The sequence below is a fragment of the Polynucleobacter sp. MG-Unter2-18 genome, assembly GCF_018687675.1.
Classification (GTDB): Bacteria; Pseudomonadota; Gammaproteobacteria; order Burkholderiales; family Burkholderiaceae; genus Polynucleobacter.
In genome coordinates this window covers 201,790-228,347 of sequence record NZ_CP061302.1, presented here as the reverse complement: position 1 = coordinate 228,347, position 26,558 = coordinate 201,790, and the positions used below count along the sequence as shown (strand labels likewise).

Genomic DNA, 26,558 nt, shown 5'->3' with positions numbered 1-26,558 from the left:
TCACTTACGTAGGCCAAGAACATCTTGCATGTCATAAAGACCGGAATCCTGAGCTTGTAAGAAGCGTGCAGCGCGCAAAGAACCTTGTGCATAAGACTGACGGCTAGAAGACTTATGGCTAATCTCAATCCGCTCACCCTCGCCTGCAAATAAGACAGTGTGATCACCCACAATATCTCCACCACGGATAGTGGCAAAACCAATCGAGCCAGTTTTGCGCTCACCGGTATGACCTTCGCGTGCGTAAACCGCAACATCGTCCAATTTCTCACCAAGCGCATCCGCAATCACCTCGCCCATTCGAAGGGCAGTACCAGATGGGGCATCTACTTTATGACGGTGATGGGCTTCAACGATTTCAATGTCGTAACCTTCATTCAACATCTTTGCAGCTATCTCTAATAATTTGAATGTGGCATTCACGCCAACACTCATGTTGGGCGCAAAAACGATGGCTAAATTTGCAGAAGCCTTTTTCAGGCTATCAATCTGTTCTGGACTAAGGCCAGTGGTACCGATAATCATTTTGCTGCCAGTCTTTTGCGCCACAGCTAAGTGAGCCATCGTGCCTTCTGGCCGAGTGAAATCAATTAAGAACTCAGCACCAGTCAATGCCTTTGCAATGTCCGATGTAATGGCTACGCCAGTTTTTTTACCCAAGAATGCGCCAGCATCTTCACCAAGCAAAGGGCAAGAGTCATGCTCCAGAGCACCAACAAGGTCAGCGTCCGCGCAATTGAGTACTGCCTCAATCAACATTTTTCCCATGCGGCCGGTTGCACCAGCAATTGCGATTTTCATCATTTGTATCTTCGTTTCTTATTCAAGGTTGTCGAAAAACTTCACTCGACATCAACACAACTTTATCTTTACTTTGCTTCACTAGCCTGTGGAACGTTGAGAGTTCCAGGGCCTAACTGTTGAGGTACGGGCTGCGCATCTGGCGACTTTTTTGAAAAACTAAAGAAGTCCCAAAATGAACTACTGGCAGGAGCTGCAGGCACTATAGCCCCGGCGGGCAAATTATTCGTTGGGCTGGGAACCAGCAACTCAGGCTGCTGCAAAGGTGGAGTCACTGGTGGCTTATTTGATCCAGTCATAACATCCCAGAATGAGCGCTTCGTTTTTGCGTAGCCATCAATCTCAGCAACCAACTCGATATCGGTTGGTAATGCATCACCCTGAAACTTCACCAGCTTATCGCCTTCGAAAAATACTGTCACACGACGCTCTTTACTCATTTGTTGACCAGCGCGCTTAAATTCAAAAACATAGTCCCAGCGATTAGCATGGAAATAACTGGCCAGTAAAGGCGTTCCCAGAATTTGACGCACTTGCTCACGACTTTGACCAACTTGTAACTTAGCGTATTGCTCGCTAGAAATAAAGTTGCCCTGCACTACATCTGGAACATAAGGTCTAAAGACTTTATTCATCCAAGCGCGCTGGGTGTCATCGACAGCGCTGGTACAACCAGTAGCAATCATTACCGAACTAATAGCAGCAATAACTAAGCTCGTCCGAGCGAGGTCAAACATCTCAAAAATAGAGTTCAGTAGACGGGTAAAAAGTTGAAGGCAATTTTGCATGGCAGGCCGTATCATTAAGACATTGATTTTAGCTCCCAAACCCATGAATATGAACCAAAATCCGACTCCAGCAAATTTGCGCGACATTGGCCTGAAGGCAACCGGTCCACGCATGAAAATCTTGGACTTTTTTCATCAAAATAGTGGCACTCACTTTAGCGCTGAAGATGTCTTTATGGCTCTAGCTAAGAATGACAAAGAAATTGGTCTGGCCACGGTTTATAGAGTGCTAACCCAGTTTGAGCAAGCAGGCATCTTGCTTCGCAGTCATTTTGAGTCCAGCAAAGGGGATAGTAGGGCTATTTATGAGCTGAATGAGGGTCAACACCATGACCACTTAGTGTGCCTCGATTGCGGTCACGTTGAGGAGTTTGTGGATGAGGCTATTGAAAAAAGGCAGCGAGATATTGCCAAAAACCTCGGTTTTAAGCTTCAGGAGCACTCTTTAGCGATGTATGGACACTGCCAAAAGAAGAATTGTCGCAATAAACCAAAATCCTAATTCAGGAAGATAGAGGCAAATAACGAAAAAAGACCTCAATTGAGGTCTTTTTTGCATTCAAAGCAGGATTTTAAGAACTTTTAACCTTAAATCTTACCTAACGATTTACTTTACAGCCATCAATGCTTGGGCAGCATTGAGCATCTGGACTGAGTAGCCCCACTCGTTGTCATACCAAGCTAAGACTTTGACCAGCTTCCCATCGGCGGATACGCGAGTTTGGGAAGCATCGTAAATACTAGGGCGTGGATCGTGATTAAAGTCGATCGATACCAAAGGCAGGGTATTGAAACCCAAAATACCCTTCAACTCACCCTCACTGGCTGTTTTTAGGATGGAGTTCACCTCATCCACGCTAGTAGCCCGGCTGGCAGCAAAGGTTAAATCCACAACAGAAACGTTAATGACGGGCACCCGCATTGCAAAACCGTCAAAGCGCCCTGCTAATGCCGGTAAAACCAAGCCAACCGCTTTAGCAGCACCCGTCTTAGTTGGAATCATGCTGCTCACAGCAGAACGAGCACGGCGCATATCCTTGTGATACACATCAGTCAGAACTTGGTCATTTGTAAATGCATGAATCGTAGTCATCAAACCAGACTCGATCCCAATTTTTTCTAGCAATGGCTTAACCAATGGAGCTAAACAGTTGGTTGTACAGCTCGCATTAGAAACTACAACATCGCTCGGCTTCAGAACTTGTTGGTTCACACCATAAACAATAGTGGCATCCACATCTTTTTCACCTGGGGCAGAGATCAATACCTTCTTTGCACCTTGAGAAATATGCGCCATGGCTTTTTCTTTGGAAGTGAATTTGCCTGAACACTCAAGCACTAAATCCACACCCAACTCACCCCAGGGAGTTTCTAAAGGATTACGAGTAGAGAACATCTTGATGCGATCGCCATTGACCACCATGCAATCACCGTCTACTTTGACTTCAGCAGGAAAACGGCCGTGTGCAGAATCATATTGCGTCAGGTGCGCATTGATGTCGATATCACCCATTGCGTTAATTGCGACGATTTTGATATCGCGCCTAGGCTTGCCATTGACTTGATCTTCATACAAAGCACGTAAGACCATACGACCAATACGACCATAACCGTTAATTGCGACACGAATTGTCATTCCATTTCCCTTGCTCATTTTGAATTCTTAGATAAATACTTTGTTTCTTATGCTGTCTATTTCTTTGCAATACATTGCTTCACTGTTTTAGCAATCTGATCGACCGTTAAGCCAAAGTATTCATAGAGTACAGGTGCTGGCGCAGATTCTCCGAAGGTATCAACACCATGTACTGCTGCACAACCATACTTCCACCAGAAATCACTGATGCCCGCTTCAACAGCAATACGCGGAATATCCGCCGGCAAAACTTTTACCTTGTAAGCAGCGTCTTGTTGATCAAATACTGTCGTTGATGGAATCGATACCACGCGTATACCAAAACCCTCACCCTCTAGACGCTCCGCTGTTTGCAATGCCAAGGCGATTTCTGAACCAGTAGCAATGATTACTGCCTTGATCTTTAATTTCTTGGGATCACGCAAAACATATCCACCGCGGGCAATATCTTTTACTTGCTGACTATTGCGTGAAACAAATGGGCAGTTCTGACGACTGAAGATCAAAGCGCTTGGGCCATGCTTACGCTCAATCGCAGCACCCCATGCAACCGCACTCTCAGTAGTGTCACATGGACGCCACACCATTAAATTCGGAATAAGACGCAAGCTCGCCACATGCTCAACAGACTGGTGGGTTGGACCATCTTCACCCAAGCCAATAGAGTCATGAGTAAAGACAAAGATGCTTCGCAACTTCATCAATGCAGCCATACGCAATGCGTTACGGCTGTAATCAGAGAAGGTTAAGAAGGTGCCGCCAAATGGAATGTATCCACCATGTAAAGCGATACCGTTCATGATGGCGCTCATACCAAATTCGCGCACACCGTAATTAATGTGATTACCCCACTGTTCACCACGTACAGGTTTACATGAAGACCAGTTCGTTAAGTTAGATCCTGTTAAGTCAGCAGAGCCACCCATGAACTCGGGTAACGCTGGCGCCAAAGCCTCGATGGCATTTTGACTAGCCTTACGAGTAGCAATCGTTTCTGCTTTAACTTCACAGGTTTTTAAATAAGCATCTAAAGTTTTAGAGAAATCTTGGGATAAATCGCCTTGCATGCGACGCTGCAATTCAGAAGCCAATTCTGGATATTTGTTTTTGTATGCCTGAAATTCTTTATTCCATTCATGCTCAGCAGCTTGGCCACGCTTCTTGAAATCCCAAGCTTCGTATATATCGTTTGGAATTTCAAACGGCGCATATGGCCAGTTCAATGCAACACGGGTTGCTGCAATTTCAACTGCGCCCAATGGGGAGCCATGCACCTTATCGCTACCTGCCATATTGGGAGAGCCTTGACCAATCGCAGTCTTGCAACAAATCAATGTCGGTTTGTCACTCTTCTTCGCTTGAGCGATTGCGCTAGATACAGCCTCTGCATCATGACCATCCACAGCACGAAGGACATTCCAGCCGTAAGCCTCAAAACGCTTTGGCGTATCTTCGTTAAACCAAGAAACTACTTTGCCATCAATCGAGATACCATTGTCATCCCATAGTGCGATCAGTTTATTGAGCTTGAGTGTGCCAGCCAATGAACATACTTCATGACTGATACCCTCCATTAAGCAACCATCACCTAAAAACACATAGGTGTAGTGATCAACAATATCGTAACCGGGGCGATTAAATTCCCCTGCTAATAATTTTTCTGCCAAAGCCATACCAACCGCATTTGAAATACCCTGACCTAACGGACCGGTAGTGGTTTCTACTCCGGGAGTAATTCCATACTCAGGATGTCCAGCAGTTTTACTATGTAACTGACGGAAGTTTTTCAATTCGCCAATTGGCAAGTCATAGCCCGTGAGATGCAATAAGGAATACAACAACATCGAGCCATGGCCGTTAGATAAAACAAAGCGATCACGATTCATCCAATGGGGATCGGTTGGATTGTGTTGCAAATGCTCATTCCAAAGACCGACTGCAATATCAGCCATACCCATTGGCATTCCAGGATGCCCCGAATTGGCTTGTTGTACTGCATCCATGGATAAAGCGCGGATGGCATTAGCCATACGAATTTGAAGGTTTGACATCGTAAATTGGGTCTCGAGAAAATTAATTAGCTATATTTCAGTAATGCCTCAATTTTATCTTCCCGGCCCATGGGAAAACCAAAAGCCAAATACCCTCACCCCTGAGCTCGCACATCACCTGCGCGTCCGCCGCATCCAAGTCGGTGAATTCTTCCCTATCTTTGATGGAAATGGTCAAGTTGCCCAAGCCAAACTGCTCTCGCTGGGCAATAAATCAGGGGAAGCCGAGTTGAGCGATATTCGCCAAGATACTCATCGTGAGAGCCCCTATGCAATTACTTTGGCGCAAGGCCTGGCTGGAGGCGACAAGATGGACTGGGTGGTTGAAAAGGCGATTGAGACTGGGGCTCAGGTCATTGCCCCATTACAGTGTGAGCGCTCAGTTACCAAATTAACCCGTTCTAGTGACTTTGAGCGCGCCCAAAAGCGCCTTTTGCACTGGCAAGGTATTGTTCAAGCTGCTTGCGAACAATGTGATCGCACAGTCTTAGCCGCTGTAGAGCCGGTACAAAGTTTTGCAAGTTACCTACAGAAGCCACAAAAAGCTAAACTTAAACTACTTTTAAGCCCAGATACTGATAAAAGCTTATATTCAGCATTGATCGATAGCCCTCCACAGGACATTATTCTCATGATAGGGCCCGAAGGTGGACACACCCCAGAAGAGGAAGCACAAGCTCAGGCAGCGGGTTATCAAATCGTCTCTCTGGGTGATCGAATATTGAGAACTGAAACTGCTGGGATTGTGGCAATTACCGCTGTTCACAGCATTTGGGATCCAGAAATGCAAAATCGCCTCAAATAAAGGCGATTTTTGCTGATTTACTGCCTTACTGCTTTGTTCGTTAAAACGTGTGATTAGGCAAAAGAGTAGAACACGCGGTATGGTGTTCGGCGCTCAGACCAGAAGTCCACGGCATCACGGAACACATCAAGCAGAGTCTCACGGGCCTCTTTATCAAACTTCTGAGTACAAGGCAATCCTTCAAGTACCACTACGAAGCCGGGTTGAGGGCCAGACTTGTCAACAGTAGTAGTCAAAGCATCCAATAAAGGATCAAAATTCTTCGCCTGTTGCTTGGTGAATGTGTAAGCAATCGCAATCGCCTCCAATACTTCACCTTTAGTCATCGCATTTGCACAATTAGCGTAAATGAAATGCTGGCCAAGCTCAGTTGCTGCCTCCTGAAGATCAGGAGTGCGGAAAGCACGAATAGATTGCACGATATTAGGGCGCACACTGCGCAACATTGCCGGTGGTCCGGCATCGCGAACGGCCAAAGCGGCACGCCAAGAAGCTGTCACTTTTTTCCCCGAAACTTGATTTGCTGCATAGGTTTGTAAACGAGATAAACCGCCCTCAGCATAGATATTGGCTGCGGATGACTCGGTTTCGAGTCGATCGTTACTATCCCAACTTTCAGCCCGGCTGTGTTCGTCAAAGCCTACTGTAGTGCCGTTTTCAGAGCGATTATTCATGATGGATGCTAGATTACCCTTAACACGCCATCAAATCAAGCCCAATTACAGTGCATTTTATATAAACCATTGATTTATATAGTAATAATTTATGTTAGTTAACACTAACTAACATAAATATAAGCCCATCCCTAGGTCTTAGGCCGCCCCTCTAGCATTGCTTGCTGCTTCAACTACCGCCAAGGTGGTCACATTGACGATACGACGCACTGTAGCTGCTGGCGTCAAAATATGAATTGGCTTAGCAACCCCTAAAAGCAATGGTCCGATTGCAATACCGTTACCAGCAGCAGTCTTCAATAAGTTATAAGAAATGTTGGCAGCATCAATATTTGGCAGAACCAACAAATTAGCATCGCCTTTTAATGGTGATGAAGTGACCGCACCAGCGCGAATGGTTTCATCCAAAGCGCTATCACCATGCATTTCGCCGTCCACTTCAAGACTAGGGTCAGCTTTTTGAATTAAAGCTAATACATCACGCATTTTGACTGCAGATGGAGCGCTACTAGAACCGAAGTTGGAGTGAGACAAGAGTGCCACCTTGGGCACTATCCCTAATTTACGCATTTCGTTTGCAGCCATTAGTGTGAGTTCGGCTAATTCTTCTGCCGTTGGATCAATATTCACGTGGGTATCTACCAAGAAGACTTGGCGACCCGGCAAAATCAATCCAGACATAGCGCCATAAACATTGGCGCCCGGCTCTTGACCCACCACCTCATCGATGTATTTCAGATGAGTTGCTAAGTTACCAACGGTTCCACAGATCATGCCATCAGCCATACCTTTGCTAATCATGATCGATCCAATCAAACTATTGCGGCGACGCATTTCTAACTTAGCAAAAGATTCGGTAACACCTTTACGTTCAGTCAAGGCCAAATAGGTTTGCCAGAAATCACGGAAGCGTGGATCATTCTCTGGATTCACAATCTCAAAGTCTTCACCCGCTTTGATACGTAATCCGAACTTATCAATACGATGCTCGATTACCGCAGGACGACCGATCAGAATTGGTGTTGCTAAATGCTCATCAATAATGATTTGTACTGCACGCAATACGCGCTCATCTTCACCTTCAGCAAACACAATACGTTTTTGAGCGGCAGGCACTCCTTTGGCAATACTAAATAATGGCTTCATCAAAGTACCGGAGTGGTACACAAATTGTTGCAACTGATTGCGGTAAGCATCGAAGTCTTTAATTGGACGCAGGGCTACGCCATCCTCCATTGCCGCTTTAGCAACAGCGGGTGCGATGACGGTAATTAAACGTGGATCAAACGGTTTTGGAATTAAATACTCCGGGCCAAAAGATAGGTTCTCAATACCGTATACCGAGGTCACTATTTCGCTCTGCTCAGCTCGTGCTAACTCCGCCACAGCCTTGACTGCTGCGACTTCCATGCCACGTGTGATGGTGGTAGCACCGACGTCTAATGCGCCACGGAAGATAAATGGAAAGCACAGGACGTTATTCACTTGATTTGGATAATCGGTTCGACCCGTTGCCATCACTGCGTCAGGACGAACTTCCTTTACTTCCTCAGGCAGAATCTCAGGCGTTGGATTTGCTAAGGCATAGATCAATGGCTTATCAGCCATCTTCTTCACCATGGATTGCTTAAGAACACCGCCAGCTGAGAGCCCTAAAAAAATATCAGCGCCTTCAATCACTTGATCTAAGGTACGTAAATCAGTCTCCTGACAGAAGGGCTCCTTTTCAGGATCCATTAATTCTTGACGACCTTTGTATGCAACGCCTGCTAAGTCAGTAACCCAAATATTCTTACGTGGGATACCCAGGTCAACTAATAAATCCAAACAAGCCAATGCAGCAGCGCCAGCACCAGATGTTACTAATTTCACATTAGCAACATCCTTATTAACCACTTTTAAGCCATTCAGAATCGCAGCAGCAACCACAATCGCAGTTCCATGTTGATCATCATGAAAAACCGGAATCTTCATGCGCGCTTGTAACTTGCGCTCAACAATAAAACAGTCTGGCGCTTTAATGTCTTCTAAATTGATACCACCAAAAGTAGGTTCAAGCGCCGCAATGATTTCAACTAATTTATCTGGATCGTTTTCATTCACTTCAATATCAAAAACATCAATGCCAGCAAATTTCTTAAAGAGAACTGCTTTACCTTCCATCACTGGCTTACTCGCTAGCGGCCCAATGTTTCCCAGACCCAATACTGCCGTGCCGTTGGTGATCACACCAACTAAATTACCTCGGGCTGTGTATTTGAAGGCATTAGCAGGATCTTTAACAATTTCCTCGCAAGGCGCAGCAACGCCAGGCGTATAGGCCAAGGCTAAGTCACGCTGATTGGTTAATTGCTTCGTTGGGGCGATTTCAATCTTCCCCGGAGTTGGAAACTCATGATAGTGAAGAGCGGCCGCTCTTAAATCTGCTATTTGCTGTTCTTTACTGTTATTGCTTGGTTTGCTCATCAGTTCACTCATCAATCAGAGGTATTCAAGCTTCCAATTCTATTCCTCTCAGATGAAAGACTCCCAAGAGCCATAAAATGGGGCATGCAATCTCAAATATCCTCACTTGGCGAATTTGACCTCATTCAGCGTTTCTTTAAAACGCAGTCGGAACTGATGCTTGTCAGCAATCCCGGCTCAGTAAAACTGGGGATTGGAGATGATTGCGCCCTACTAAAAACTGACCCTGCCGAGGAAATTGCCATTACCAGTGACATGTTGGTCAGTGGTAGACACTTTTTTGCAGACGCCAATCCAGAGTGGCTGGGCTGGAAAGCCCTAGCAGTCAACCTCTCAGACTTAGCCGCTATGGGTGCTAGGCCAATGGGCTTCACACTAGCACTGGCGCTGCCTGAGGCGAATTCAGCCTGGTTAGAAGCGTTTAGCAAAGGTTTATTTGCCATCGCTAATCAATTTGCCTGCCCACTCATTGGCGGAGACACTACTGCCGGCCCACTCAATATTTGCATCACTGCTTTTGGCAGTATTCCAAAAGATAAAGCCATTCGTAGGTCAGGCGCATTAGTAGGCGATGACATCTGGGTTTCGGGAGCCGTTGGTGATGCCAGACTTACTCTTGCTGCACTGCGTCATGAAATTGAATTAGAAAAGGGAGATTTGGAAGTAATTGAGGCGCGCATGCATCAACCGACCCCTAGAATTAATTTAGGCATCGCCTTAAGAGGCGTGGCCAATTCTGCTGTAGATTCCTCCGATGGTCTATTGGGTGATCTGAGGCATATCCTCCAGCAATCAGGTAAAGATGCAGAAATCCATTTAGAGCGGATCCCTAAATCCACCACACTACGCAAACAATCGCCCAATATTCAAAATCAATATGCCGCAAGTGGCGGTGATGATTACGAGCTGTGCTTTACTGCCACAAGTAGCTTAAGAAATACCATCACCAAAATCAGTGGGGACTTAAATCTTCCGCTCACTCAAATTGGCAGCATCAAGGAAATGCAACACCACTCACCAGAAATCCAGCTCATTGATATCAATGGGGCTAGATTAAGTCCTGAAGAAGTAAATCAACTGCTCAAATCTTTTGATCACTTCGCATGAATAATCAAACTAATACGCCAACTTCGACCGTACCCACCCCCAGCTTGAGCTGGGTATTTAGCAAACCCAGCCGCGCTCTGGCGTTTGGACTAGGCAGTGGTTTGGCGCCATTTGCACCTGGCACTGCAGGAACACTGTGGGCTTGGGCTGCTTTCTTGTTGGGCGAACTCTTTCTATCAACTGAAGCATGGTGGTGGATTATTGGCGTAGGGATTCTTTTAGGGTGCTGGATCTGCGGACAAGTCAGTGAAGAGTTGGGGAAAAAAGATTTTGGTGGAATTGTTTGGGATGAGGTGGTGGCCTTCTGGCTCATATTGATTTTCATCATGCCAGCAAACTTATGGATGCAGATCTTGGCATTTGCACTATTCCGATTCTTTGATGCCGTAAAACCCGGTCCGATCGGAATGATTGATCGACACTTTAAACATGTAGAGATTAGTGACAACTCTTCTCCATCAAGTGTTGGCTTAATACTATGGCGCGGCTTCGGAATCATTGCAGATGATCTTGCTGCTGCATTTTTTACACTTCTCACAATAGCGCTTGTGCAAATTGGATTGGGCTATCTCTCATGAAAAACAATAACGATCCCCAACATGAGCTGGCGAGAGCTATTGCCCTGACTCTAGTGAACCGAGGCTGGAAAATTGCCTTAGCAGAGTCCTGCACTGGCGGCCTTGTCTGCGCCACACTAACGGACTTAGTAGGCTCGAGTGATTGGCTTGAACGAGGCTATGTCACCTACAGCAATGCCGCAAAATCAGAATGCTTAGACGTTTCAATGGAAACCATTGACTCTTTTGGCGCAGTCAGCGAACAAGTCGCCAAAGCCATGGCCGAGGGGGCGCTACGTCATGCCAATGTCAACGCTGCTATCTCCATTACCGGTATCGCTGGTCCAACGGGTGGTTCAGCAGAAAAGCCGGTTGGCACCATCTGCTTTGGCTTGGCGATCAAAGAAAATGTTGGGCATGATGTTATTAATACAGTCACGCTGACCAAGCACTTCAACGGTGATCGCCAAGTAGTGCGAGAGCAAGCGCGTGATTTTGCACTCTCTCAATTTTTGGAATTACTTAAACCAAAAAATGCCTAGTGCATTAACGTGAGCTAAGCCAACCCTTGTGGCGGAAGTAGCCCAATGGAATCATCGCTGAAATCACCATTGAAATAATGGCAACTGGATAACCCCAAGTCTGTTCTAGTTCGGGCATATAGCGGAAGTTCATTCCCCACACGCTAGCTAATAAAGTTGGTGGCATTAAGGCAACCGATACCACCGAGAAGATCTTGATGATCTTACTTTGGTTCAAATTAATAAAACCGACTGTCGCATCCATCAAGAAGTTGATCTTATCGAATAAGAACGCGGTATGGTTTTCTAATGAATCAATATCTCGCAAAATCTGACGCGCTTCTTCTTGCTGCTCATCAGACAATAATTTGCTGCGCATCAAAAAAGACAATGCGCGACGAGTATCCATCACATTGCGACGAATACGTCCGTTGGTATCCTCTTCCTTGGCAATCGTTTCGAGCACTTCCTCTGCATCATGATCGGTAATGTCATCTTGCAGAACACGCTTGCCTGCTTGCTCGAGATTTTCATAAACCTCTTCCAAGGCATCGGCAGAATACTCGGCATCAGTAGAGTACAGGTCGAGCAAAACATCTTTCGCATTACTAACTGAACCTGGGCGCAAACGGGCACGCAAACGCACCAAGCGGAATACCGGTAAATCTTCGTCATGAATCGAGAACAAAACTTGCTTGGTCATCACGAAAGCAACTCGTACGTTACGAGAGGTTTCTTCTTCGTCCAATAAGAAGTCAGTACGAATGTGGAGGTGACCATCATCCGCCTCAAAATACCTCGCAGAAGCTTCTAAGTCGCCTAAATCATCTAATTCAGGCAAGAGAACGCCAAAAGCCTCTTTGATCCACAGGAGCTCTTCCTCTTCGGGGTCAACAACGTCGATCCAGATAGGGTTGGAGTATTGCAACAATTCATTGCGATCTTCCACTTGCTCTTGAGAGAGGCGGCCATTTTGCAGGACGAACAAGTTGATCATGGTGAACTCCTAAGGAATGGTCGCTAGTTTATCCTATAGACCATGACAGTTTGACTAAAATAAGCTTAATCCTAATGAACTCCAGCTCAAATACCTTTATCCAACAACTCCAGTCTGCATGGGCTTCTCAAGGCAGTATGTTGTGTGTGGGCTTTGATCCAGATCCCAAGCGTTTACCCGCTGTATTTCAGGACAAGCCTGAGGGGATTTTTGAGTTCTGCCGCGAGATCGCTGATGCCACTGCGGATACTGCCTGCTCCTTTAAGCCCCAGTTCGCTTACTTTGCCTCCCAAAGAGCCGAGGCTCAACTTGAAAAGCTCACTCGCTATCTTAAAGATCAATATCCGCATATCCCTGTCATATTGGACTCGAAGCGTGGTGATATCGGCAGCACCGCAGACCACTACGCCTTAGAGGCCTTTGAGCGCTATGGTGCAGATGCCGTCACCGTGAACCCTTACATGGGCTTTGACACGATCGAACCTTATCTGAAGCACGCTGGTAAGGGCGTGATTGTTTTATGTCGAACCTCAAATCCAGGGGGCTCCGACCTTCAGTTCTTGAATGTAGCCTCCAATGGAGAGCCGCTTTATCTGCATGTGGCCAAGCTTGCCGCACAGAACTGGAATGCCTCTGGACAAATTAGCCTAGTAGTTGGCGCTACCTTTCCCAAAGAAATTGCTCAAGTGCGAGCCATTGTTGGCGAGATGCCTTTACTCATTCCAGGTATTGGCGCTCAAGGTGGCGATATCGATGCCACCGTTAAAGCTGGCTCCATACCCAATCAGCCAGGTACAGGCATGATAATCAACTCCTCCAGAGCAATTTTGTATGCAAGCTCAGGAAATGATTTTGCTGAGGCGGCCAGAAAAGTAGCCATCGCAACGAGAGATGCGCTAAGAACTGCAAGCACTAAGTAACGCTAGCGCGCTTTAGGTTTCGGATTGGGTGCTAAAGCAACCCTATCCATATTTTCCAAGATAAATTCTTGCCGCGTGGGGAAGTGAATATTGGCCTTACGACAGTATTGTGATTTATCGAAACACTTCGGTGCTGGCAATGCAGAGGCTAAAGCTGCGGCCTGTTCACGATTAAGCGATGCTGGCTTAATGCCATAGTAATGCTGAGAAGCAGCGCCAATACCAAAGATGCCTTCGCCCCATTCAACCGAGTTCAGATAGATTTCATAAAGACGTTGCTTAGGAAGCATCACCTCCAATAAACCCGTAATGATGAGCTCCTGAGCTTTGCGAAAATAATTCTGCTCGGAAGAAAGAAAAAGATTCTTTGCTAGTTGCTGTGTGATCGTAGAGCCGCCACGCAAAGCTGTTTTAGATTTACCACTACCCTGTTGGTTGAGTTGTGAATTTTTGGTCCATGCCTTTTTCATATCCTCAACCCGCACACCCATATGCTGAAAGAAGATATCGTCTTCACTCACTAAAACAGCACGCTTGAGATTGGCCGAGATCTTGTCATACGGAACCCAAGATGACTTAACCGGGCAAGACCAAGATAGACTACAAAGGCGCCAACGTTCAGCTCTCTGAAATGCAGTACTGCTAGGATCAAGCGCTACCCATAATCCAATCTGAATGACAAAGTACATTTGCATGGCAATAAAACCACCCAGCAAACATTTCAGAAGGTAATAAAGCCAACGCATTACAGCTTAGCTATAAATTAAGAAGTGCGAAGTTCTGCCAATACAGCGCGAGAATCAATTGCATCAGAAAACTGAACACCACGCCAAATTAAGAAGGCATCGGCAGCTTGCTCAACCAACATACCCAAGCCATCACTGACCCGTGCACCGCGATGTAATGCTTGCTGCATCAAGGTAGTGACTTTGCCGTAGACCATATCGTAGGCAAAAGACTGTGGAGTAAAGATATTGCTTGCGGCGGTATCGCTAATAGGAGACTCATTAGATAGTCCGGCAGCAGTAGCATTAATAATGAGATCAAAGGTAGATGCCGTCTTACTCACATCTTCCAGTTCGTTCAAAGTTACTGCCGTCAATATCACTTGTAGAGAGCGAGCCAAATCACTAAATAATTGAACCAAATCCTCAGTCTTGGCATTGGATCGATTGGCGATAACCAACTCTTTGGGCGATTGCTCCAATAAAGGGCCCAGCACTCCGCGAGATGCGCCGCCAGCACCTAACAATAAAATTCGAGAGCCTTCAATCTGAATACCCTGAGCCAATAAATCTCTGACTAAGCCAGCGCCATCCGTGTTGTCACCAAATATTTTTCCATCCTCAATACGCAAAGTATTTACAGCCCCGGCGAGCTGAGCACGAGGCGTTAATACATCTGCGAGAGCCTGAGCATCCAACTTAAATGGGACGGTGACATTCATACCCTTACCACCAGCAGAAAAGAAAGCTTGCGCAGCGGTTTTGAATTCTCCAAGCTCGGGCTGTAAACGCCCGTAATACATTTTCTGATTTGACTGCTCAGCAAATCGCTTGTGAATAGCAGGTGATTTACTGTGTGAGATCGGATTACCGGCAACCGCATAAACATCTACACCATGATATTTGCTGGGATCAGTATGCAATTGGGCGGAGGTGACTTGACTCATAGTAACTACAGGATAAGCGAAATTGAGTGATGTCTTCTGAATTAAGGGCGCAAATCTAAGCGATCAGATCCATCTCGTGTGAAATCAAAAGTGGAAACCCAATCTAGGATATCAAGCTGATTACGCATTTCTGCGGGGAAAACTCCAAAGGGGGCGGAAGCACGCACAATTGCTAAGGCCTGGCGATCCAACTCGGGATTGCCAGAACTTCGCCCAATACTAAGACCATCTTTACCTTGAGCATTATTGGCAATTCGCCCCTGAGCATCTACGCTCACCACAATCACTAAACTTCCGTACAAGGGGCGACCATTAGCCCGTGGAAAAAAAGCACTTCCATAAGATTCAATCTTTTGACGCATGGCATCGTAATACTGGGCAAAGACAACTGCTTTAGTACTTGCCCCAGTCAAAACCTTACGACGAGGCTCGCGGCCATTGGCCTGTAAACGTTTAGCCAACTCAGCTTCCAAGGAATTTAGTTGGGATGTCGCTTGTTTCTCATCTCCACTTTTGCGACCGCCCGAAAGCGCTCGATCCGCTTCAAGCTTAGCCAACATTTGCTTTTGCTGTTTTTCTAAAACCTCGAGACGGGCATCTGCACCGAGTCTTGCCTGATGGAGCGCATTAGCATCTTGACTGGAGGTATTGCCGCCTCCCTGCAAATCTGCTTGGGCTAATTTATTGGCCTGCTTGGGCGCCACTTGATTACTCGCATTTACCAAGACAACACTGAGCGGTGTGTTTAGACGACGATTTTCTATTTCCCCCATACCCCAGCGGAAAGATAGCAAGATGAGGTGAGCCAACATCGAAAGGCCTAGCGCATAGCGAAATGGGTGGCGGCGCCAACCAGTATTGAAGCGTCCTACTAGCTGCGACAGCCTAGGTAAGACTTGCATCACTCTCAGGAACTTCTGGGATTTCTATATGAAGAACTCGAACCCCGGCAGTGAGCTGCAATAGGTCTACGTCAGCCACACTTACTTCAGCTCGGGTCATGCGCGGATGGGTCACCAACTCAGGAACTGGAAGATGCAATGGGACAGGCTCTACTCGCGACATACCTTCCTTAAGATGTCTCACAAAGACTTGCTTAGGAGTCTCATCTTGAGAAAGCCAGCGCAAGCACCAATATTTCTCAAGGCGATCTTGGTATTCACCATAGGCTGAATAGCAAGCTTCAAAGTCGGCGGCGATACCCATTAATGCAGCATCACGCGGAGGAAACGGCGCCACCATCTTGGCAGTAATGCCATGTTTTGCTATTGCGATTAACTGCCACTGATTTACCAAATCTGAGTAACGGCGCAAAGGTGATGTGCACCAGGCGTAATACTCCAAACCCAATCCTTCATGTGGACCGGGAGTTGTCTGCATACGCGTACGTAAAGGACCCCAACCCTTTTGAGTCCGAAACAGACCAGGTATCCCATGATCCGCCAATAAGCGTCCTGAAGCACTGTTGCAATAAATCATCCACTCAGCAACGATAGTATCGAGGATGGAGCCACGTTGACGAGGACTAATCTCCACCCTCTGTGCGCCATCCACTTCTTGAATTTGAAAATGAAAGTCTCTTGCTAAGGCATTAGGATCCAAGACCCCTAATTGCTCAGCACGCAATCCATTAGCTACACGCTGTTCCTGGCGCCCTGCGTGCAATAACTTTGCCGCGGCCCATAAAACACTCAGCTCTTCACGATAAGCATAGCCAGCTGATTCATCAGCCAAACTTTCTTCCGTTACCAGATGCTCTAAATTCTCTAGGCGCAGATTTGCCCCCATCGGAACCATCTCAGCACGCAACTGCAGAGTCTCTTTATCTACGACTCCAGCTGGATCAATGTCCACATAAATCGATAAAGCTGGGCGAGCGGCGCCCTCATCTAATGAGAACTGTGCAATCACCTTGTCGGGCAACATCGTAATCTTGTCGCCAGGGAAATACACGGTAGACATCCGATTACGTGCGACTTTATCTAAAGCATCATCCTTGACAATCACCAAGCCAGGCGCCGCAATATGAATACCAATACGATATCCACCACCCTCGAGCCTAGTAACTGATAAAGCATCATCAATTTCAGTAGTACCTGAGTCATCAATCGAGAATGCAGTCACTTCAGCTAGAGGCAATTCTGAAATAGCGGCATCTAGAGCAGCTTGATCAACCACCAAACTCAGGTCGTGTGCAGCGCCCTGAGGAAAATGCGCTTTTAAGAACATCCCTTGGTGATATTGCAAAGGTGAGTCAATCGCACCACAGCGAATCATGAGCTGTGCAGCTGATTCTCCTGACTCAGTACACGCTGCAATCAATGCTTTGTAAGCAGAGGTATTTTTATCCGGAGAAAACAGAAGTTGAGTTGCCTGGGATTGAAGCGTCTCTGGAAACACGCCAGCCACTAGTTCTTGCTGCCATGCAGTCTGCTGCTCTAATTCTTTTTGCTTGCGCTCAAGCGCAGCCAAACCAGCCTGCAGTTGTTCTAGTGGCGCCCTTTGAAAACGTCCACGCCCTTTGCGACGGAAAAATACTGGCGCACTTTGTAAGGCGATGGCCAATGCAGTCTGTTGCGGTACGGTGGCTTGAGCGCCAAAGTACTCATGAGCAACATCTAATAAGCCAAACTCTTCGTCAGGTGCGCAATCCCATAAGAACTGCAGATCAATCTCTTTTGATAGGGCATTTGCCTCATCCATCAATGCCTGTGGCTCTGGCTTCTCAAAGCGCAACCAAACCTCTTTGGCTTTTAACTTAATCTTTTTCCCAGACAAACTAGTTGCTTGCCATGATTCTGCATCTCCAGCACCCGAAGCAGACTGGACTGTGGCGACCTTGATGTCGCCACCCTCTTCATATAAAAGATGCATGCTTAGAGAGAGATCCCGCCACTGGCTTCAAGAGCAACACCATTCACATAGCTAGCCTCATCGCTTGCTAAGAATAAATAGACGTTTGCCATTTCTTCAGGAGTCCCTAAGCGACCGAGCCAACTGCGCCTTTCAATATCTTTCAGAATATTTTCTGGCATGGCTTTGACCATCTCAGTAGCAATAAAGCCTGGGCACACTGCATTTACCCGAATACCTTTTGGACCCAATTCACGCGCCCAGGTTTTAGTAAAGCCAATCACCCCAAACTTAGTTGCTGAATAATTAGTCTGTCCAAAGTTTCCATAAATACCCACAACACTAGAAGCATTGACGACAGCGCCTTTGCCAGCCTCCAACATATGCGGCACTACCAACTGCGTGCAATTAAAGACACCCTTGAGGTTGACATCAATCACCGAATCAAATTGAGCCTCCGTCATTTTGACTAAACGTGCGTCTTGAGTGATGCCAGCGTTATTAATCAAAATGTCAATGCGTTTATGGCGTTGCATGATTTGATCAACAGCTGCTTCAATGCTTGCACGATCAGTTACGTTCATAACGTACGCTTCTGAGCCAGAAATAAGATCTGCAGCAGCTTTAACCGCCTCGGGATTCACATCGGCAATCATGACCTTTGCACCTTCTTGCGCAAAACGTTTGGCAGTTGCAAAGCCAATGCCTTTTGCAGCACCAGTAATGATGGCTACCTTATCTTTTAGTCTCATGCCTATCACTTTGCTTTCTCTTGTATTGCAGTCAATATTTTTTGGTGCACTCCGCCAAAGCCGCCATTACTCATCACCAAAATATGGTCGCCAGGCTTCGCTTCATTTGCAACAGCCTTAACCAAAGTAGATAGATCATCAAAGGCTGCAGCTCGATTGCGACTCTTTGCATTTAATGGGGCCAAGACTTCATCTAAATCCCAACCTAAAGAATCCTTACCAGCGCTTGCGCCGTAAGCAAAAATCTTGTCGGCAGCTTCTAGGCTATTGGGTAGTTGAGCTTTCATCACCCCAAGTTTCATCGTGTTAGAACGAGGTTCTAATACTGCCAAAATTCGTGATTGCCCTACGCGGCGGCGTAAGCCATCTACCGTGGTAATAATTGCGGTTGGGTGATGTGCAAAGTCATCGTATAGGGTTACTCCATTTGCGACACCAATCGTTTCTAAACGGCGCTTCACATTTTTAAACTCAGCCAAAGCGCGTGCGGCATCGGCTGGTGCAATGCCAACATGATTTGCTGACGCAATGGCTGCCAATGCATTGAGTTGATTGTGACGGCCCATGACTCCCGAGTCTGATGCCCAAGTCACTGTGGCGACCTCTCTACCATCTTGCAAAACAGTAAAGCCATCTTCTGCCTGAGAAATTAATGACCAGGCATTGTGTCTATCTTGCCCAAACTTTTCGACAGGCGCCCAAACACCTCTTGCAATGACTCTCTCAAGAGCAGGCTCTTCACCATTAACCACAACGAGACCACCCCCTGGAACGGTACGTACTAAATGATGAAACTGCGTTTCGATTGCAGCAAGATCAGCAAAAATATCGGCGTGATCGAACTCGAGATTATTTAACAAAGCGGTGCGTGGGCGATAGTGAACAAACTTACTGCGCTTATCAAAAAATGCCGTGTCGTATTCATCAGCTTCGATCACGAAGTATTTACCCTCGCCTAAGCGGGCAGATACAGTGAAATTCAATGGCACCCCACCAATCAAATAACCCGGCTTGTAATTATTGAATTCTAAGATCCAGGCCAGCATGGCGGAGGTAGTGGTTTTGCCGTGCGTACCGGCAACAGCCAAAACATGCCTCTCAAAAAGAACTTGCTCACCTAGCCACTGAGGGCCAGAGGTGTAAGGAAGCCCTTGATTCAGAATGGCCTCCATCAGTGGATTGCCACGAGAAACAACATTGCCGATTACAAATAAATCCGGCATCGTCTCAAACTGTAATAATTGGTCGGGCGAGAATCCCTCGATGAGCTCAATGCCCTGCGCTTCAAGCTGCGTGCTCATCGGTGGATATACGTTGGCATCACAACCAGTAACACGATGTCCGGCCTGCCGAGCGATTGCGGCAATGCCGCCCATGAAAGTACCGCAAATGCCCAAGATATGAATATGCATTGGGCAATTTTAGCTAAGGAGTAGCAATGAACCGAAGACAGTGGATTGGCATCATTGGATTTAACCTCGTAGCCCTTGCTGCGGGAATGGCGACCTCGAAATGGATCTTCAAAACAGAGCTAGCTGACGACCCCGCTATCAAAGCCTTTTTTGCCAACTCATGGCAAACACCCGATGGAAAATCAGTTGAAACCAAAGAATGGCGTGGAAAAGTCCTCGTCGTGAACTTTTGGGCATCCTGGTGCCCTCCCTGCGTCGAAGAAATGCCAACTTTGGACAAATTACAAGCAGAGTTCAAGAGTCAAAATGTCTTATTTGTCGGCATTGGCATTGATTCACCCTCTAACATTCGCGAATTCCTAGAAAAAACCCCAGTTTCTTACCCAATCGTGATCGGCGGACTTGAGGGCAGCAATATCTCGAAACAGATGGGGAATGCCCAAGGGGCACTTCCTTACACCGTCATCATTAATGCTCAAGGCAAGGCTACTAGCAGAAAATTAGGAAAGATAAGCGAAGAAGAACTAAGAAGTGTCATTAAATCGGCTTTATAAGAGCTTTTAAATGATCTTTGCAGTCATTATCAAGTTCAAAATTAGTAGTTTCTGAGCTGAAACTTGCAATATTTACGCTTTAAATCATAAAAAATAGCCAGTTTATTGCATCATTTTTAGGCTTGGGACAGCGCTCCGGAGGTATACTTTGTCTTCAAGATGAAGAGAATTCTTCATTGAATAAGCAGTTTTCAGAGAAAAGTTTTATCTCCGCAATTAAACCTAACTGCCTCTAAAAATATCGATCTATGTCGAAAAACACTTCAATTCTCGTTATCCAAGGCCCTAACCTCAATTTGTTGGGAACCCGTGAGCCAGAGGTTTACGGTAAAACCACCCTTGAAGATATTCATATAAAGCTTGGTGCGATTGCCAAGTCATACTCCGTCGATTTATCCACCTTCCAAAGCAATCATGAAGGGGAGTTGATTGACCGAGTTCAAAAGGCCAAACAAGATGGGGTGGATTTCATCATCATTAATCCAGGCGCCTTTACCCACACCAGTGTTGCCTTGCGCGATGCACTGGCCGGGGTTGCCATACCGTTTACAGAGATACACCTGTCCAACATTCACCAGCGTGAAGAGTTCCGCAAACACTCTTACCTGTCTGATATTGCTACTGGCGTTATTTGCGGTTTGGGCGCAATTGGTTATGAATTAGCACTGCAAGCGGCCATCGCCCGTTTACAAAATAAAGATTAATTAAGAATTACCAGAGAGGAAGCCTATCCATGGACCTAAGAAAACTAAAAACCCTAATCGACCTTGTTTCTGAATCAGGAATTTCTGAATTAGAAGTCAATGAAGGCGAAGATCGTGTTCGCATTGTGAATGCCGGCTCTCAAGCTCACACAGGTCAAGTGGTTTACGCCAATCCAGCGCCTGCCCAAGTGATGCAAGCCGCTCCTGCGACTACCCCAGTTGCAGCACCAGCTACTGAAGAAGCGCCCGCTGAATCTGGCTTTATTGCTCGCTCACCAATGGTCGGCACCTTCTATCGCGCACCTAACCCTGAGTCTCCAGATTTCGTCAAAGTGGGTGACACCGTCAAAGTGGGTCAAACGCTGTGCATTATTGAAGCGATGAAGCTCCTCAATGAGATCGAATCCGAGCAAGCCGGCGTCATTAAACAAATTCTGTGTGAAAACGGTCAAGGCGTTGAATTTGATCAACCGCTATTCATCATCGCTTAATAGATCTCTCTTAGATCTATTCCAATCCACCGTTACTTAACTCAGAGCCGACATGTTCGATAAGATTCTGATTGCCAATCGCGGAGAAATTGCTCTCCGTATCCAACGCGCATGTCGCGAGTTGGGAATTAAAACTGTGGTGGTCTACTCTACCGCAGATAAAGAAGCTAAATATGTGAAGCTTGCTGACGAAGCGGTCTGCATTGGGCCTGCCCCATCACCGCTCAGCTATCTCAATATGCCTGCCATCATTTCAGCGGCGGAAGTGACGGATGCTGAAGCAATTCACCCTGGCTATGGTTTTCTTTCTGAGAATGCCGACTTTGCAGAACGTGTTGAGAAGTCCGGTTTTGCATTCATTGGCCCTACTGCAACCTCAATTCGCCTCATGGGTGACAAAGTTTCAGCCAAGCGTGCCATGATCAAAGCTGGCGTCCCTTGCGTTCCTGGATCAGAGGGTGCCTTGCCAAGCGATCCAAAAGAAATTATTGCCACTGCAAAACGCGTTGGCTACCCAGTCATCATCAAAGCTGCCGGTGGTGGTGGCGGTCGTGGAATGCGTGTCGTGCATACCGAAGCAGCCCTTCTCAATGCGGTCAACATGACTAAAGAAGAAGCTGGTCGTGCCTTTGGTAATCCCGAAGTTTATATGGAGAAGTTTTTAGAAAAGCCTCGCCACGTAGAAATTCAGATTTTGGCTGATACCCATGGCAATGCCATTTGGTTGGGTGAGCGTGATTGCTCAATGCAACGTCGCCACCAAAAAGTGATTGAAGAAGCTCCGGCACCTGGCATTGATCGTCGCGCTATTGCCAAAATTGGTGAGCGTTGCGCTGAAGCCTGTAGAAAAATTGGTTACCGAGGTGCTGGTACTTTTGAATTCTTGTACGAAGATGGTGAATTCTTCTTCATTGAGATGAATACCCGCGTTCAAGTAGAGCATCCAGTCACCGAAATGATTACAGGTGTTGATATTGTTCAAGAACAAATTCGCATCGCTGCTGGCTTAAAACTGGGCTACCGCCAAAAAGACATTGTTTTCCGTGGTCATGCCATCGAATGCCGTCTGAATGCAGAGGACCCATTCAAGTTCACACCAAGCCCAGGAAAAATTGGTTCATTCCATATGCCAGGCGGTCCCGGAATTCGCGTCGACTCGCATGCCTATAGCGGTTATGTAGTGCCGTCTAATTACGACTCCATGATTGGCAAGTTAATTGCTTATGGCAATACTCGCGAGCAAGCGATACGCCGTATGCAGATTGCCCTTTCCGAGATGGTGATCGACGGCATTACAACGAATGTGCCACTGCATCGTGAACTCATGCTTGACCCGAACTTTATCGAAGGCGGCACCAGCATTCACTATCTCGAGCATCGCCTTGAAGAGCAAGCCGCTAGTCGCGGTAAGCCTTAAGCTACAGGTTAGTTGATGTCCATTTGGAGTAAGCATGTCCTATCGTGAACTTGTTTTCACGGTCCCAGCAGAGATTGCGGAACCCTTAGGTGATGCTTTACTGGAAGTGGGAGCGCTCTCCGTTACCGTTGAAGATGATGCCGCAGGTGGTTACGATGAAAATCCACTCTATGGCGAGCCAGGACTCTCGCCAGAAGTTCAAGCTTGGGATCGATCTTCTGTAACTGCACTTTTTAATCCAGAGATTGATGATTCTGATAGAGAAAACTTCATTCCCGAGCTTCTCACATCCCTTCAGGAAGCAGGATTCAATCTCCCAGCCCCACAAGAAAAGATTGTTGAAGAACAAGATTGGGTTCGCTTAACCCAAAGTCAATTTACTCCTATTCAGATTGGTGAGCGTATTTGGGTGGTGCCTTCTTGGCATGAGGCGCCTACCGACCCCAATGCAATTTGTTTGGCGGTAGATCCAGGTTTAGCATTTGGCACCGGCAGCCATCCAACCACACACCTTTGTTTGCTTTGGCTTGAACAAAACACACAACTTGCGAATCAAAGCTTGCTGGATTACGGCTGTGGGTCTGGAATTTTGGCCATTGCCGCTGCAAAATTGGGATGTAAACCCGTAGTTGGAACTGATATTGATCCACAAGCGATGGTTGCGGCCCGTAGCAATGCAGAAATCAACAAGACGACCATTCGTTTTGTTCTGCCCAATGAAAATGCACCTGAACTTGCGGCAGAAATTAAATACGACATCGTCATGGCCAATATTTTGGCCAATCCTCTACAAGTTTTAGCGCCGGCGCTGGTAAACAAAATGCGTCCAGGTGGAAAAATTGTTCTCTCTGGCGTGCTGGCGCGCCAAGCAGAAGAAGTGATTGCAACCTATAGCCAATGGTTAAAACTTTCCGTTTGGAAAGAAAGTGAAGGCTGGGTCTGTTTACACGGCGAATTTCCTACACAAGGTGCTTTGGCAAGTTCAGTCGATAAATATAGAGTTACTTCAGCACCAGCTCAAAAAAAAAGTTTTAAATTCATTTTTCTTAGTCTTTTTTTCCTCCTACTCATTGTTTGTGGCGAGCACCTTTCCAGAAATTTCCTTTTACCAACATTAGCAACACGCGTTGATGGCAGCTCTCCTGCAATTGCAAGCAGTGCATTTTCTCTTTTGCAGAAGTTAGATGAACAATTGTGTCGTGCACTGGGGTGTGTAAATCGCCCTGTAAGCGATTTTGCTGCTTGGAAAATAACCTCGGTTACTCTTTTGCCTGAAAACGCGCGAGAGAGCCTTAAAAACCCCTCAAATCAATCTGTATTGCAAGTTGGAATACAAAATCGTCTTGCCATCGCCGTTTTATTTCCGAATTTAGAAATTTCTCTCACCGATGCAGAGGAGTCTGAAATCAAAAAGATTCAACTCACTCCGCAAGAATGGTTACCGACTGCTTGGCAAGACTCACATCCTGATTTTTTACGTCAAGGCGCCCCTGCCGGTGAAATCTTTTCATCTGCATTACCGATTTCACTCCCACAAAACGCCGCTGGGTATCGCGTCAGAATTTTTTACACTGAAAAGTAGACTTCAAACTCCACTTCACACCTATTTCAATTGATTCTTATTAGAAAGTAATTATTTATGGCTAGCTTGATCTGCGGTTCCATCGCTTACGACACCATCATGAACTTTGAAGGCAAATTTGCTGATCAAATCCTGCCAGAGCAGATTCATATTTTGAATGTTGCCTTCCTGGTTCCTACAATGCGACGTGAATTTGGTGGTTGCGCAGGCAATATTGCCTATAACCTCAGTCTTCTGGGTGGCGATCCCATCATCATGGCAACCGTTGGTGGTGATGCGGCCCCATATCTTGATCGCCTCAAACAACTCAAGATTGATGCAACGCATATTCGCCAAATTGATCAGGCATTTACCGCTCAAGCGATGATCACCACTGATCAAGCCAATAATCAGATTACCGCTTTTCATCCGGGCGCAATGGGCGAATCACATCTCAATCAAGTTTCCTCGGTGATTGCGGAGCGCAGTAAAAATGCTAAAGCCGCCGCTAAATTTGGAATCGTCGCCCCTGACGGTCGTCAAGGAATGTGGGAGCACTGTCATCAGTTAGCTGAAGCAGGAATTCCTTTTGTATTTGATCCAGGCCAGGTTTTACCGATGTTTAATGGTCCAGAGCTGCTAGAGCTTGTAGATATAGCGAGCTACCTCGCAGTAAATGACTATGAAGGCGAAATGCTCTCCCAAAGAACTGGTTTAAGCCTGGCAAAAGTTGCTGAAAGAGTAAAAGCATTAATCGTGACTAAGGGCGCTGAAGGTGCGGATATCTACTTTGACGGTAAATGTATTGCGATTCCGCCGGTACCAGCAGCAAAATTAGTTGATCCAACTGGTTGCGGCGACGCATTTCGGGGTGGCTTACTGTTTGGATTAGAAAACGGCATGGATTGGGAAACTACCGGGCGATTAGCCAGCTTGATGGGTTCGATCAAAATCACCCATCAGGGACCACAAAATCACCAAATGAGCAAAGATGACATCGCCGCTCAATTCAAATCCGCATTTGGATTTGCCCTCTAAAGCCAATAATTCACTTAGGTAGCAATAAAAAAGGGATCTCGTGAGAGATCCCTTTGAACTTCACCCGCCTGTAAGCAAAGCTTATGGACGTGTGCCAGTTGGGAAGGGCCAAGCAGCGGCAGGATTCAACGTTGTTGAAGCGGCAGCTTTTTTAGCCACGGGCTTTTTTACAGCTTTGCCCGCTTTCTTCGCAGCAGGCTTACTTACTTTTTTTTTGCAGCTACGCGCTTCTTAGCAGCAGGACGCTTTTTAGCGGCAGGCTTCTTAGCAGCAACTTTTTTAGCAGCAGGCTTCTTCTTAGCAGCAGGACGCTTTTTAGCAGCAGGCTTCTTAGCAGCAGCTTTTTTAGCAGGAGGACGCTTTTTAGCGGCAGGCTTCTTCTTAGCAGCAGGCTTCTTAGCAGCAACTTTTTTAGCAGCAGGCTTCTTAGCAGCAACTTTTTTCTTTGCAGCTGGTTTCTTTGCAGCAACTTTCTTCTTGGCGATTGCCATAGTAATGCTCCTTCACGTGAGGATTAGTACAAACTACCGATTAAGAAGACCCGACCATTCATTTCCGCCTGGTTTTGCAACCGATTGGAGCCGACGAGCGAGCCATTCATCGGCGCGCGGCTTGATGCTAAGTGCTGCACGCTAATGAATCTTGGAAAAAAAGCCGTGACCCCAAAAGGTAACGGCTTCTTAAATTTGCTAGAAAAAATAGAGAGAGTAGACCAGGCACCCTAGAACAAGGGTTTTCGGATTTGAGTCTGGTTTTGCTGACTTTTAAAACTATCCAACCG

At 46.5% G+C, this 26,558-nt stretch carries 26 protein-coding genes and 1 pseudogene; 13 read left to right on the top strand and 14 right to left on the bottom strand.

What is annotated here, in order from left to right; genetic code table 11:
- The gene (gene dapB / locus C2759_RS01210) at positions 1 to 801 is read right to left on the bottom strand and encodes a 4-hydroxy-tetrahydrodipicolinate reductase (protein WP_215356596.1); all 801 of its coding nucleotides are present in this window, start codon (positions 799 to 801) and stop codon (positions 1 to 3) included.
- Positions 802 to 869: 68 nt separating this feature from the next.
- Positions 870 to 1,589, bottom strand: coding sequence for an outer membrane protein assembly factor BamE (locus C2759_RS01205; protein ID WP_215355619.1), 720 nt, complete (start codon positions 1,587 to 1,589; stop codon positions 870 to 872).
- A gap of 43 nt (positions 1,590 to 1,632) precedes the next feature.
- Between C2759_RS01205 and fur the strand changes: the two genes are divergently transcribed.
- On the top strand, positions 1,633 to 2,091 hold the full coding sequence (gene fur / locus C2759_RS01200) for a ferric iron uptake transcriptional regulator (protein WP_082091945.1): 459 nt from the start codon (positions 1,633 to 1,635) through the stop codon (positions 2,089 to 2,091).
- A 105-nt stretch (positions 2,092 to 2,196) separates the two neighbouring features.
- On the opposite strand, the gene gap is transcribed toward fur, so the two are convergent.
- Together gap and tkt are read right to left on the bottom strand one after the other, a co-directional pair.
- The gene (gene gap, locus C2759_RS01195) at positions 2,197 to 3,225 is read right to left on the bottom strand and encodes a type I glyceraldehyde-3-phosphate dehydrogenase (protein WP_215355617.1); all 1,029 of its coding nucleotides are present in this window, start codon (positions 3,223 to 3,225) and stop codon (positions 2,197 to 2,199) included.
- A 56-nt stretch (positions 3,226 to 3,281) separates the two neighbouring features.
- Positions 3,282 to 5,276 carry a transketolase gene (gene tkt, locus C2759_RS01190; protein WP_251366986.1) on the bottom strand — a complete coding sequence of 665 codons (1,995 nt, stop codon included), beginning with the start codon at positions 5,274 to 5,276 and terminating at the stop codon, positions 3,282 to 3,284.
- A gap of 43 nt (positions 5,277 to 5,319) precedes the next feature.
- Between tkt and C2759_RS01185 the strand changes: the two genes are divergently transcribed.
- A complete protein-coding gene (locus C2759_RS01185; protein WP_215355615.1) occupies positions 5,320 to 6,081 on the top strand; it encodes a 16S rRNA (uracil(1498)-N(3))-methyltransferase in 762 nt (253 codons plus the stop codon).
- A gap of 53 nt (positions 6,082 to 6,134) precedes the next feature.
- On the opposite strand, the gene C2759_RS01180 is transcribed toward C2759_RS01185, so the two are convergent.
- Together C2759_RS01180 and C2759_RS01175 are read right to left on the bottom strand one after the other, a co-directional pair.
- A complete protein-coding gene (locus C2759_RS01180) occupies positions 6,135 to 6,755 on the bottom strand; it encodes a barstar family protein (RefSeq protein WP_015420405.1) in 621 nt (206 codons plus the stop codon).
- Between the two features lie 138 nt (positions 6,756 to 6,893).
- Entirely contained in the window at positions 6,894 to 9,221 is a 2,328-nt protein-coding gene (locus tag C2759_RS01175; protein ID WP_215355613.1) for an NADP-dependent malic enzyme, read from the bottom strand.
- Positions 9,222 to 9,305: 84 nt separating this feature from the next.
- On the opposite strand from C2759_RS01175, the gene thiL reads away from it, so the two are divergent.
- From thiL to C2759_RS01160, 3 genes are read left to right on the top strand one after another with little or no spacing between them, the layout of a single operon-like run.
- Complete coding sequence (gene thiL / locus C2759_RS01170) at positions 9,306 to 10,328, top strand: thiamine-phosphate kinase (protein ID WP_215355611.1); 1,023 nt, start codon at positions 9,306 to 9,308, stop codon at positions 10,326 to 10,328.
- Positions 10,325 to 10,906 carry a phosphatidylglycerophosphatase A gene (locus tag C2759_RS01165; RefSeq protein ID WP_215355609.1) on the top strand — a complete coding sequence of 194 codons (582 nt, stop codon included), beginning with the start codon at positions 10,325 to 10,327 and terminating at the stop codon, positions 10,904 to 10,906. The genes thiL and C2759_RS01165 overlap by 4 nt, the downstream gene beginning before the upstream one ends.
- Positions 10,903 to 11,427, top strand: a complete 525-nt coding sequence (locus C2759_RS01160) for a CinA family protein (RefSeq protein WP_215355607.1) — start codon at positions 10,903 to 10,905, stop codon at positions 11,425 to 11,427. The genes C2759_RS01165 and C2759_RS01160 overlap by 4 nt, the downstream gene beginning before the upstream one ends.
- A 4-nt stretch (positions 11,428 to 11,431) precedes the next feature.
- On the opposite strand, the gene corA is transcribed toward C2759_RS01160, so the two are convergent.
- Complete coding sequence (gene corA, locus C2759_RS01155; RefSeq protein ID WP_046329509.1) at positions 11,432 to 12,403, bottom strand: magnesium/cobalt transporter CorA; 972 nt, start codon at positions 12,401 to 12,403, stop codon at positions 11,432 to 11,434.
- A gap of 74 nt (positions 12,404 to 12,477) precedes the next feature.
- On the opposite strand from corA, the gene pyrF reads away from it, so the two are divergent.
- Positions 12,478 to 13,323, top strand: coding sequence for an orotidine-5'-phosphate decarboxylase (gene pyrF, locus C2759_RS01150; RefSeq protein WP_215355606.1), 846 nt, complete (start codon positions 12,478 to 12,480; stop codon positions 13,321 to 13,323).
- 2 nt (positions 13,324 to 13,325) lie between these two features.
- Here the strand turns inward: pyrF and mtgA are convergent, their stop codons facing one another.
- From mtgA to mpl, 6 genes are read right to left on the bottom strand one after another with little or no spacing between them, the layout of a single operon-like run.
- The gene (mtgA, locus tag C2759_RS01145) at positions 13,326 to 14,069 is read right to left on the bottom strand and encodes a monofunctional biosynthetic peptidoglycan transglycosylase (protein WP_215355604.1); all 744 of its coding nucleotides are present in this window, start codon (positions 14,067 to 14,069) and stop codon (positions 13,326 to 13,328) included.
- Between the two features lie 17 nt (positions 14,070 to 14,086).
- Positions 14,087 to 14,995: a shikimate dehydrogenase gene (gene aroE / locus C2759_RS01140; RefSeq protein ID WP_215355602.1), complete on the bottom strand. Its 909-nt coding sequence runs from the start codon at positions 14,993 to 14,995 to the stop codon at positions 14,087 to 14,089.
- A 41-nt stretch (positions 14,996 to 15,036) separates the two neighbouring features.
- Positions 15,037 to 15,897, bottom strand: coding sequence for an energy transducer TonB (locus tag C2759_RS01135; protein ID WP_215355601.1), 861 nt, complete (start codon positions 15,895 to 15,897; stop codon positions 15,037 to 15,039).
- Positions 15,881 to 17,869, bottom strand: a complete 1,989-nt coding sequence (locus C2759_RS01130; RefSeq protein WP_215355599.1) for a ribonuclease catalytic domain-containing protein — start codon at positions 17,867 to 17,869, stop codon at positions 15,881 to 15,883. The genes C2759_RS01135 and C2759_RS01130 overlap by 17 nt, the downstream gene beginning before the upstream one ends.
- A 2-nt stretch (positions 17,870 to 17,871) precedes the next feature.
- A complete protein-coding gene (fabG, locus tag C2759_RS01125) occupies positions 17,872 to 18,600 on the bottom strand; it encodes a 3-oxoacyl-ACP reductase FabG (RefSeq protein WP_215355597.1) in 729 nt (242 codons plus the stop codon).
- Positions 18,601 to 18,605: 5 nt separating this feature from the next.
- On the bottom strand, positions 18,606 to 20,012 hold the full coding sequence (gene mpl / locus C2759_RS01120) for a UDP-N-acetylmuramate:L-alanyl-gamma-D-glutamyl-meso-diaminopimelate ligase (RefSeq protein ID WP_215355595.1): 1,407 nt from the start codon (positions 20,010 to 20,012) through the stop codon (positions 18,606 to 18,608).
- A gap of 26 nt (positions 20,013 to 20,038) precedes the next feature.
- Between mpl and C2759_RS01115 the strand changes: the two genes are divergently transcribed.
- The 7 genes and pseudogenes from C2759_RS01115 to C2759_RS01090 all read left to right on the top strand — a co-directional run bounded on the left by C2759_RS01115 (position 20,039) and on the right by C2759_RS01090 (position 25,777).
- On the top strand, positions 20,039 to 20,566 hold the full coding sequence (locus tag C2759_RS01115; RefSeq protein ID WP_215355593.1) for a TlpA disulfide reductase family protein: 528 nt from the start codon (positions 20,039 to 20,041) through the stop codon (positions 20,564 to 20,566).
- 248 nt (positions 20,567 to 20,814) lie between these two features.
- On the top strand, positions 20,815 to 21,270 hold the full coding sequence (gene aroQ, locus C2759_RS01110; protein ID WP_215355591.1) for a type II 3-dehydroquinate dehydratase: 456 nt from the start codon (positions 20,815 to 20,817) through the stop codon (positions 21,268 to 21,270).
- A gap of 29 nt (positions 21,271 to 21,299) precedes the next feature.
- Entirely contained in the window at positions 21,300 to 21,761 is a 462-nt protein-coding gene (gene accB, locus C2759_RS01105) for an acetyl-CoA carboxylase biotin carboxyl carrier protein (protein ID WP_215355589.1), read from the top strand.
- Positions 21,762 to 21,813: 52 nt separating this feature from the next.
- Positions 21,814 to 23,178, top strand: a complete 1,365-nt coding sequence (accC, locus tag C2759_RS01100) for an acetyl-CoA carboxylase biotin carboxylase subunit (RefSeq protein ID WP_215355587.1) — start codon at positions 21,814 to 21,816, stop codon at positions 23,176 to 23,178.
- A 34-nt stretch (positions 23,179 to 23,212) separates the two neighbouring features.
- Positions 23,213 to 24,130, top strand: a pseudogene (gene prmA / locus C2759_RS10560) (50S ribosomal protein L11 methyltransferase); the annotation flags it as partial.
- A gap of 21 nt (positions 24,131 to 24,151) precedes the next feature.
- Positions 24,152 to 24,760, top strand: a complete 609-nt coding sequence (locus C2759_RS10555; RefSeq protein ID WP_251367040.1) for a DUF3426 domain-containing protein — start codon at positions 24,152 to 24,154, stop codon at positions 24,758 to 24,760.
- A 57-nt stretch (positions 24,761 to 24,817) separates the two neighbouring features.
- Positions 24,818 to 25,777, top strand: a complete 960-nt coding sequence (locus C2759_RS01090) for a carbohydrate kinase family protein (RefSeq protein ID WP_215355584.1) — start codon at positions 24,818 to 24,820, stop codon at positions 25,775 to 25,777.
- Positions 25,778 to 25,980: 203 nt separating this feature from the next.
- Here the strand turns inward: C2759_RS01090 and C2759_RS01085 are convergent, their stop codons facing one another.
- Entirely contained in the window at positions 25,981 to 26,268 is a 288-nt protein-coding gene (locus tag C2759_RS01085) for a hypothetical protein (protein ID WP_305849434.1), read from the bottom strand.
- Between the last annotated feature and the right edge of the window lie 290 nt (positions 26,269 to 26,558).

Bases quoted from the DNA above. Each gene is read 5' to 3' on its own strand.
- dapB (WP_215356596.1), bottom strand. From the start codon at position 801: ATGAAAATCGCAATTGCTGGTGCAACCGGCCGCATGGGAAAAATGTTG.
- C2759_RS01205 (WP_215355619.1), bottom strand. From the start codon at position 1,589: ATGCAAAATTGCCTTCAACTTTTTACCCGTCTACTGAACTCTATTTTT.
- fur (WP_082091945.1), top strand. From the start codon at position 1,633: ATGAATATGAACCAAAATCCGACTCCAGCAAATTTGCGCGACATTGGC.
- gap (WP_215355617.1), bottom strand. From the start codon at position 3,225: ATGACAATTCGTGTCGCAATTAACGGTTATGGTCGTATTGGTCGTATG.
- tkt (WP_251366986.1), bottom strand. From the start codon at position 5,276: ATGTCAAACCTTCAAATTCGTATGGCTAATGCCATCCGCGCTTTATCC.
- C2759_RS01185 (WP_215355615.1), top strand. From the start codon at position 5,320: ATGCCTCAATTTTATCTTCCCGGCCCATGGGAAAACCAAAAGCCAAAT.
- C2759_RS01180 (WP_015420405.1), bottom strand. From the start codon at position 6,755: ATGAATAATCGCTCTGAAAACGGCACTACAGTAGGCTTTGACGAACAC.
- C2759_RS01175 (WP_215355613.1), bottom strand. From the start codon at position 9,221: ATGAGCAAACCAAGCAATAACAGTAAAGAACAGCAAATAGCAGATTTA.
- thiL (WP_215355611.1), top strand. From the start codon at position 9,306: ATGCAATCTCAAATATCCTCACTTGGCGAATTTGACCTCATTCAGCGT.
- C2759_RS01165 (WP_215355609.1), top strand. From the start codon at position 10,325: ATGAATAATCAAACTAATACGCCAACTTCGACCGTACCCACCCCCAGC.
- C2759_RS01160 (WP_215355607.1), top strand. From the start codon at position 10,903: ATGAAAAACAATAACGATCCCCAACATGAGCTGGCGAGAGCTATTGCC.
- corA (WP_046329509.1), bottom strand. From the start codon at position 12,403: ATGATCAACTTGTTCGTCCTGCAAAATGGCCGCCTCTCTCAAGAGCAA.
- pyrF (WP_215355606.1), top strand. From the start codon at position 12,478: ATGAACTCCAGCTCAAATACCTTTATCCAACAACTCCAGTCTGCATGG.
- mtgA (WP_215355604.1), bottom strand. From the start codon at position 14,069: ATGCGTTGGCTTTATTACCTTCTGAAATGTTTGCTGGGTGGTTTTATT.
- aroE (WP_215355602.1), bottom strand. From the start codon at position 14,995: ATGAGTCAAGTCACCTCCGCCCAATTGCATACTGATCCCAGCAAATAT.
- C2759_RS01135 (WP_215355601.1), bottom strand. From the start codon at position 15,897: ATGCAAGTCTTACCTAGGCTGTCGCAGCTAGTAGGACGCTTCAATACT.
- C2759_RS01130 (WP_215355599.1), bottom strand. From the start codon at position 17,869: ATGCATCTTTTATATGAAGAGGGTGGCGACATCAAGGTCGCCACAGTC.
- fabG (WP_215355597.1), bottom strand. From the start codon at position 18,600: ATGAGACTAAAAGATAAGGTAGCCATCATTACTGGTGCTGCAAAAGGC.
- mpl (WP_215355595.1), bottom strand. From the start codon at position 20,012: ATGCATATTCATATCTTGGGCATTTGCGGTACTTTCATGGGCGGCATT.
- C2759_RS01115 (WP_215355593.1), top strand. From the start codon at position 20,039: ATGAACCGAAGACAGTGGATTGGCATCATTGGATTTAACCTCGTAGCC.
- aroQ (WP_215355591.1), top strand. From the start codon at position 20,815: ATGTCGAAAAACACTTCAATTCTCGTTATCCAAGGCCCTAACCTCAAT.
- accB (WP_215355589.1), top strand. From the start codon at position 21,300: ATGGACCTAAGAAAACTAAAAACCCTAATCGACCTTGTTTCTGAATCA.
- accC (WP_215355587.1), top strand. From the start codon at position 21,814: ATGTTCGATAAGATTCTGATTGCCAATCGCGGAGAAATTGCTCTCCGT.
- C2759_RS01090 (WP_215355584.1), top strand. From the start codon at position 24,818: ATGGCTAGCTTGATCTGCGGTTCCATCGCTTACGACACCATCATGAAC.
- C2759_RS01085 (WP_305849434.1), bottom strand. From the start codon at position 26,268: ATGGCAATCGCCAAGAAGAAAGTTGCTGCAAAGAAACCAGCTGCAAAG.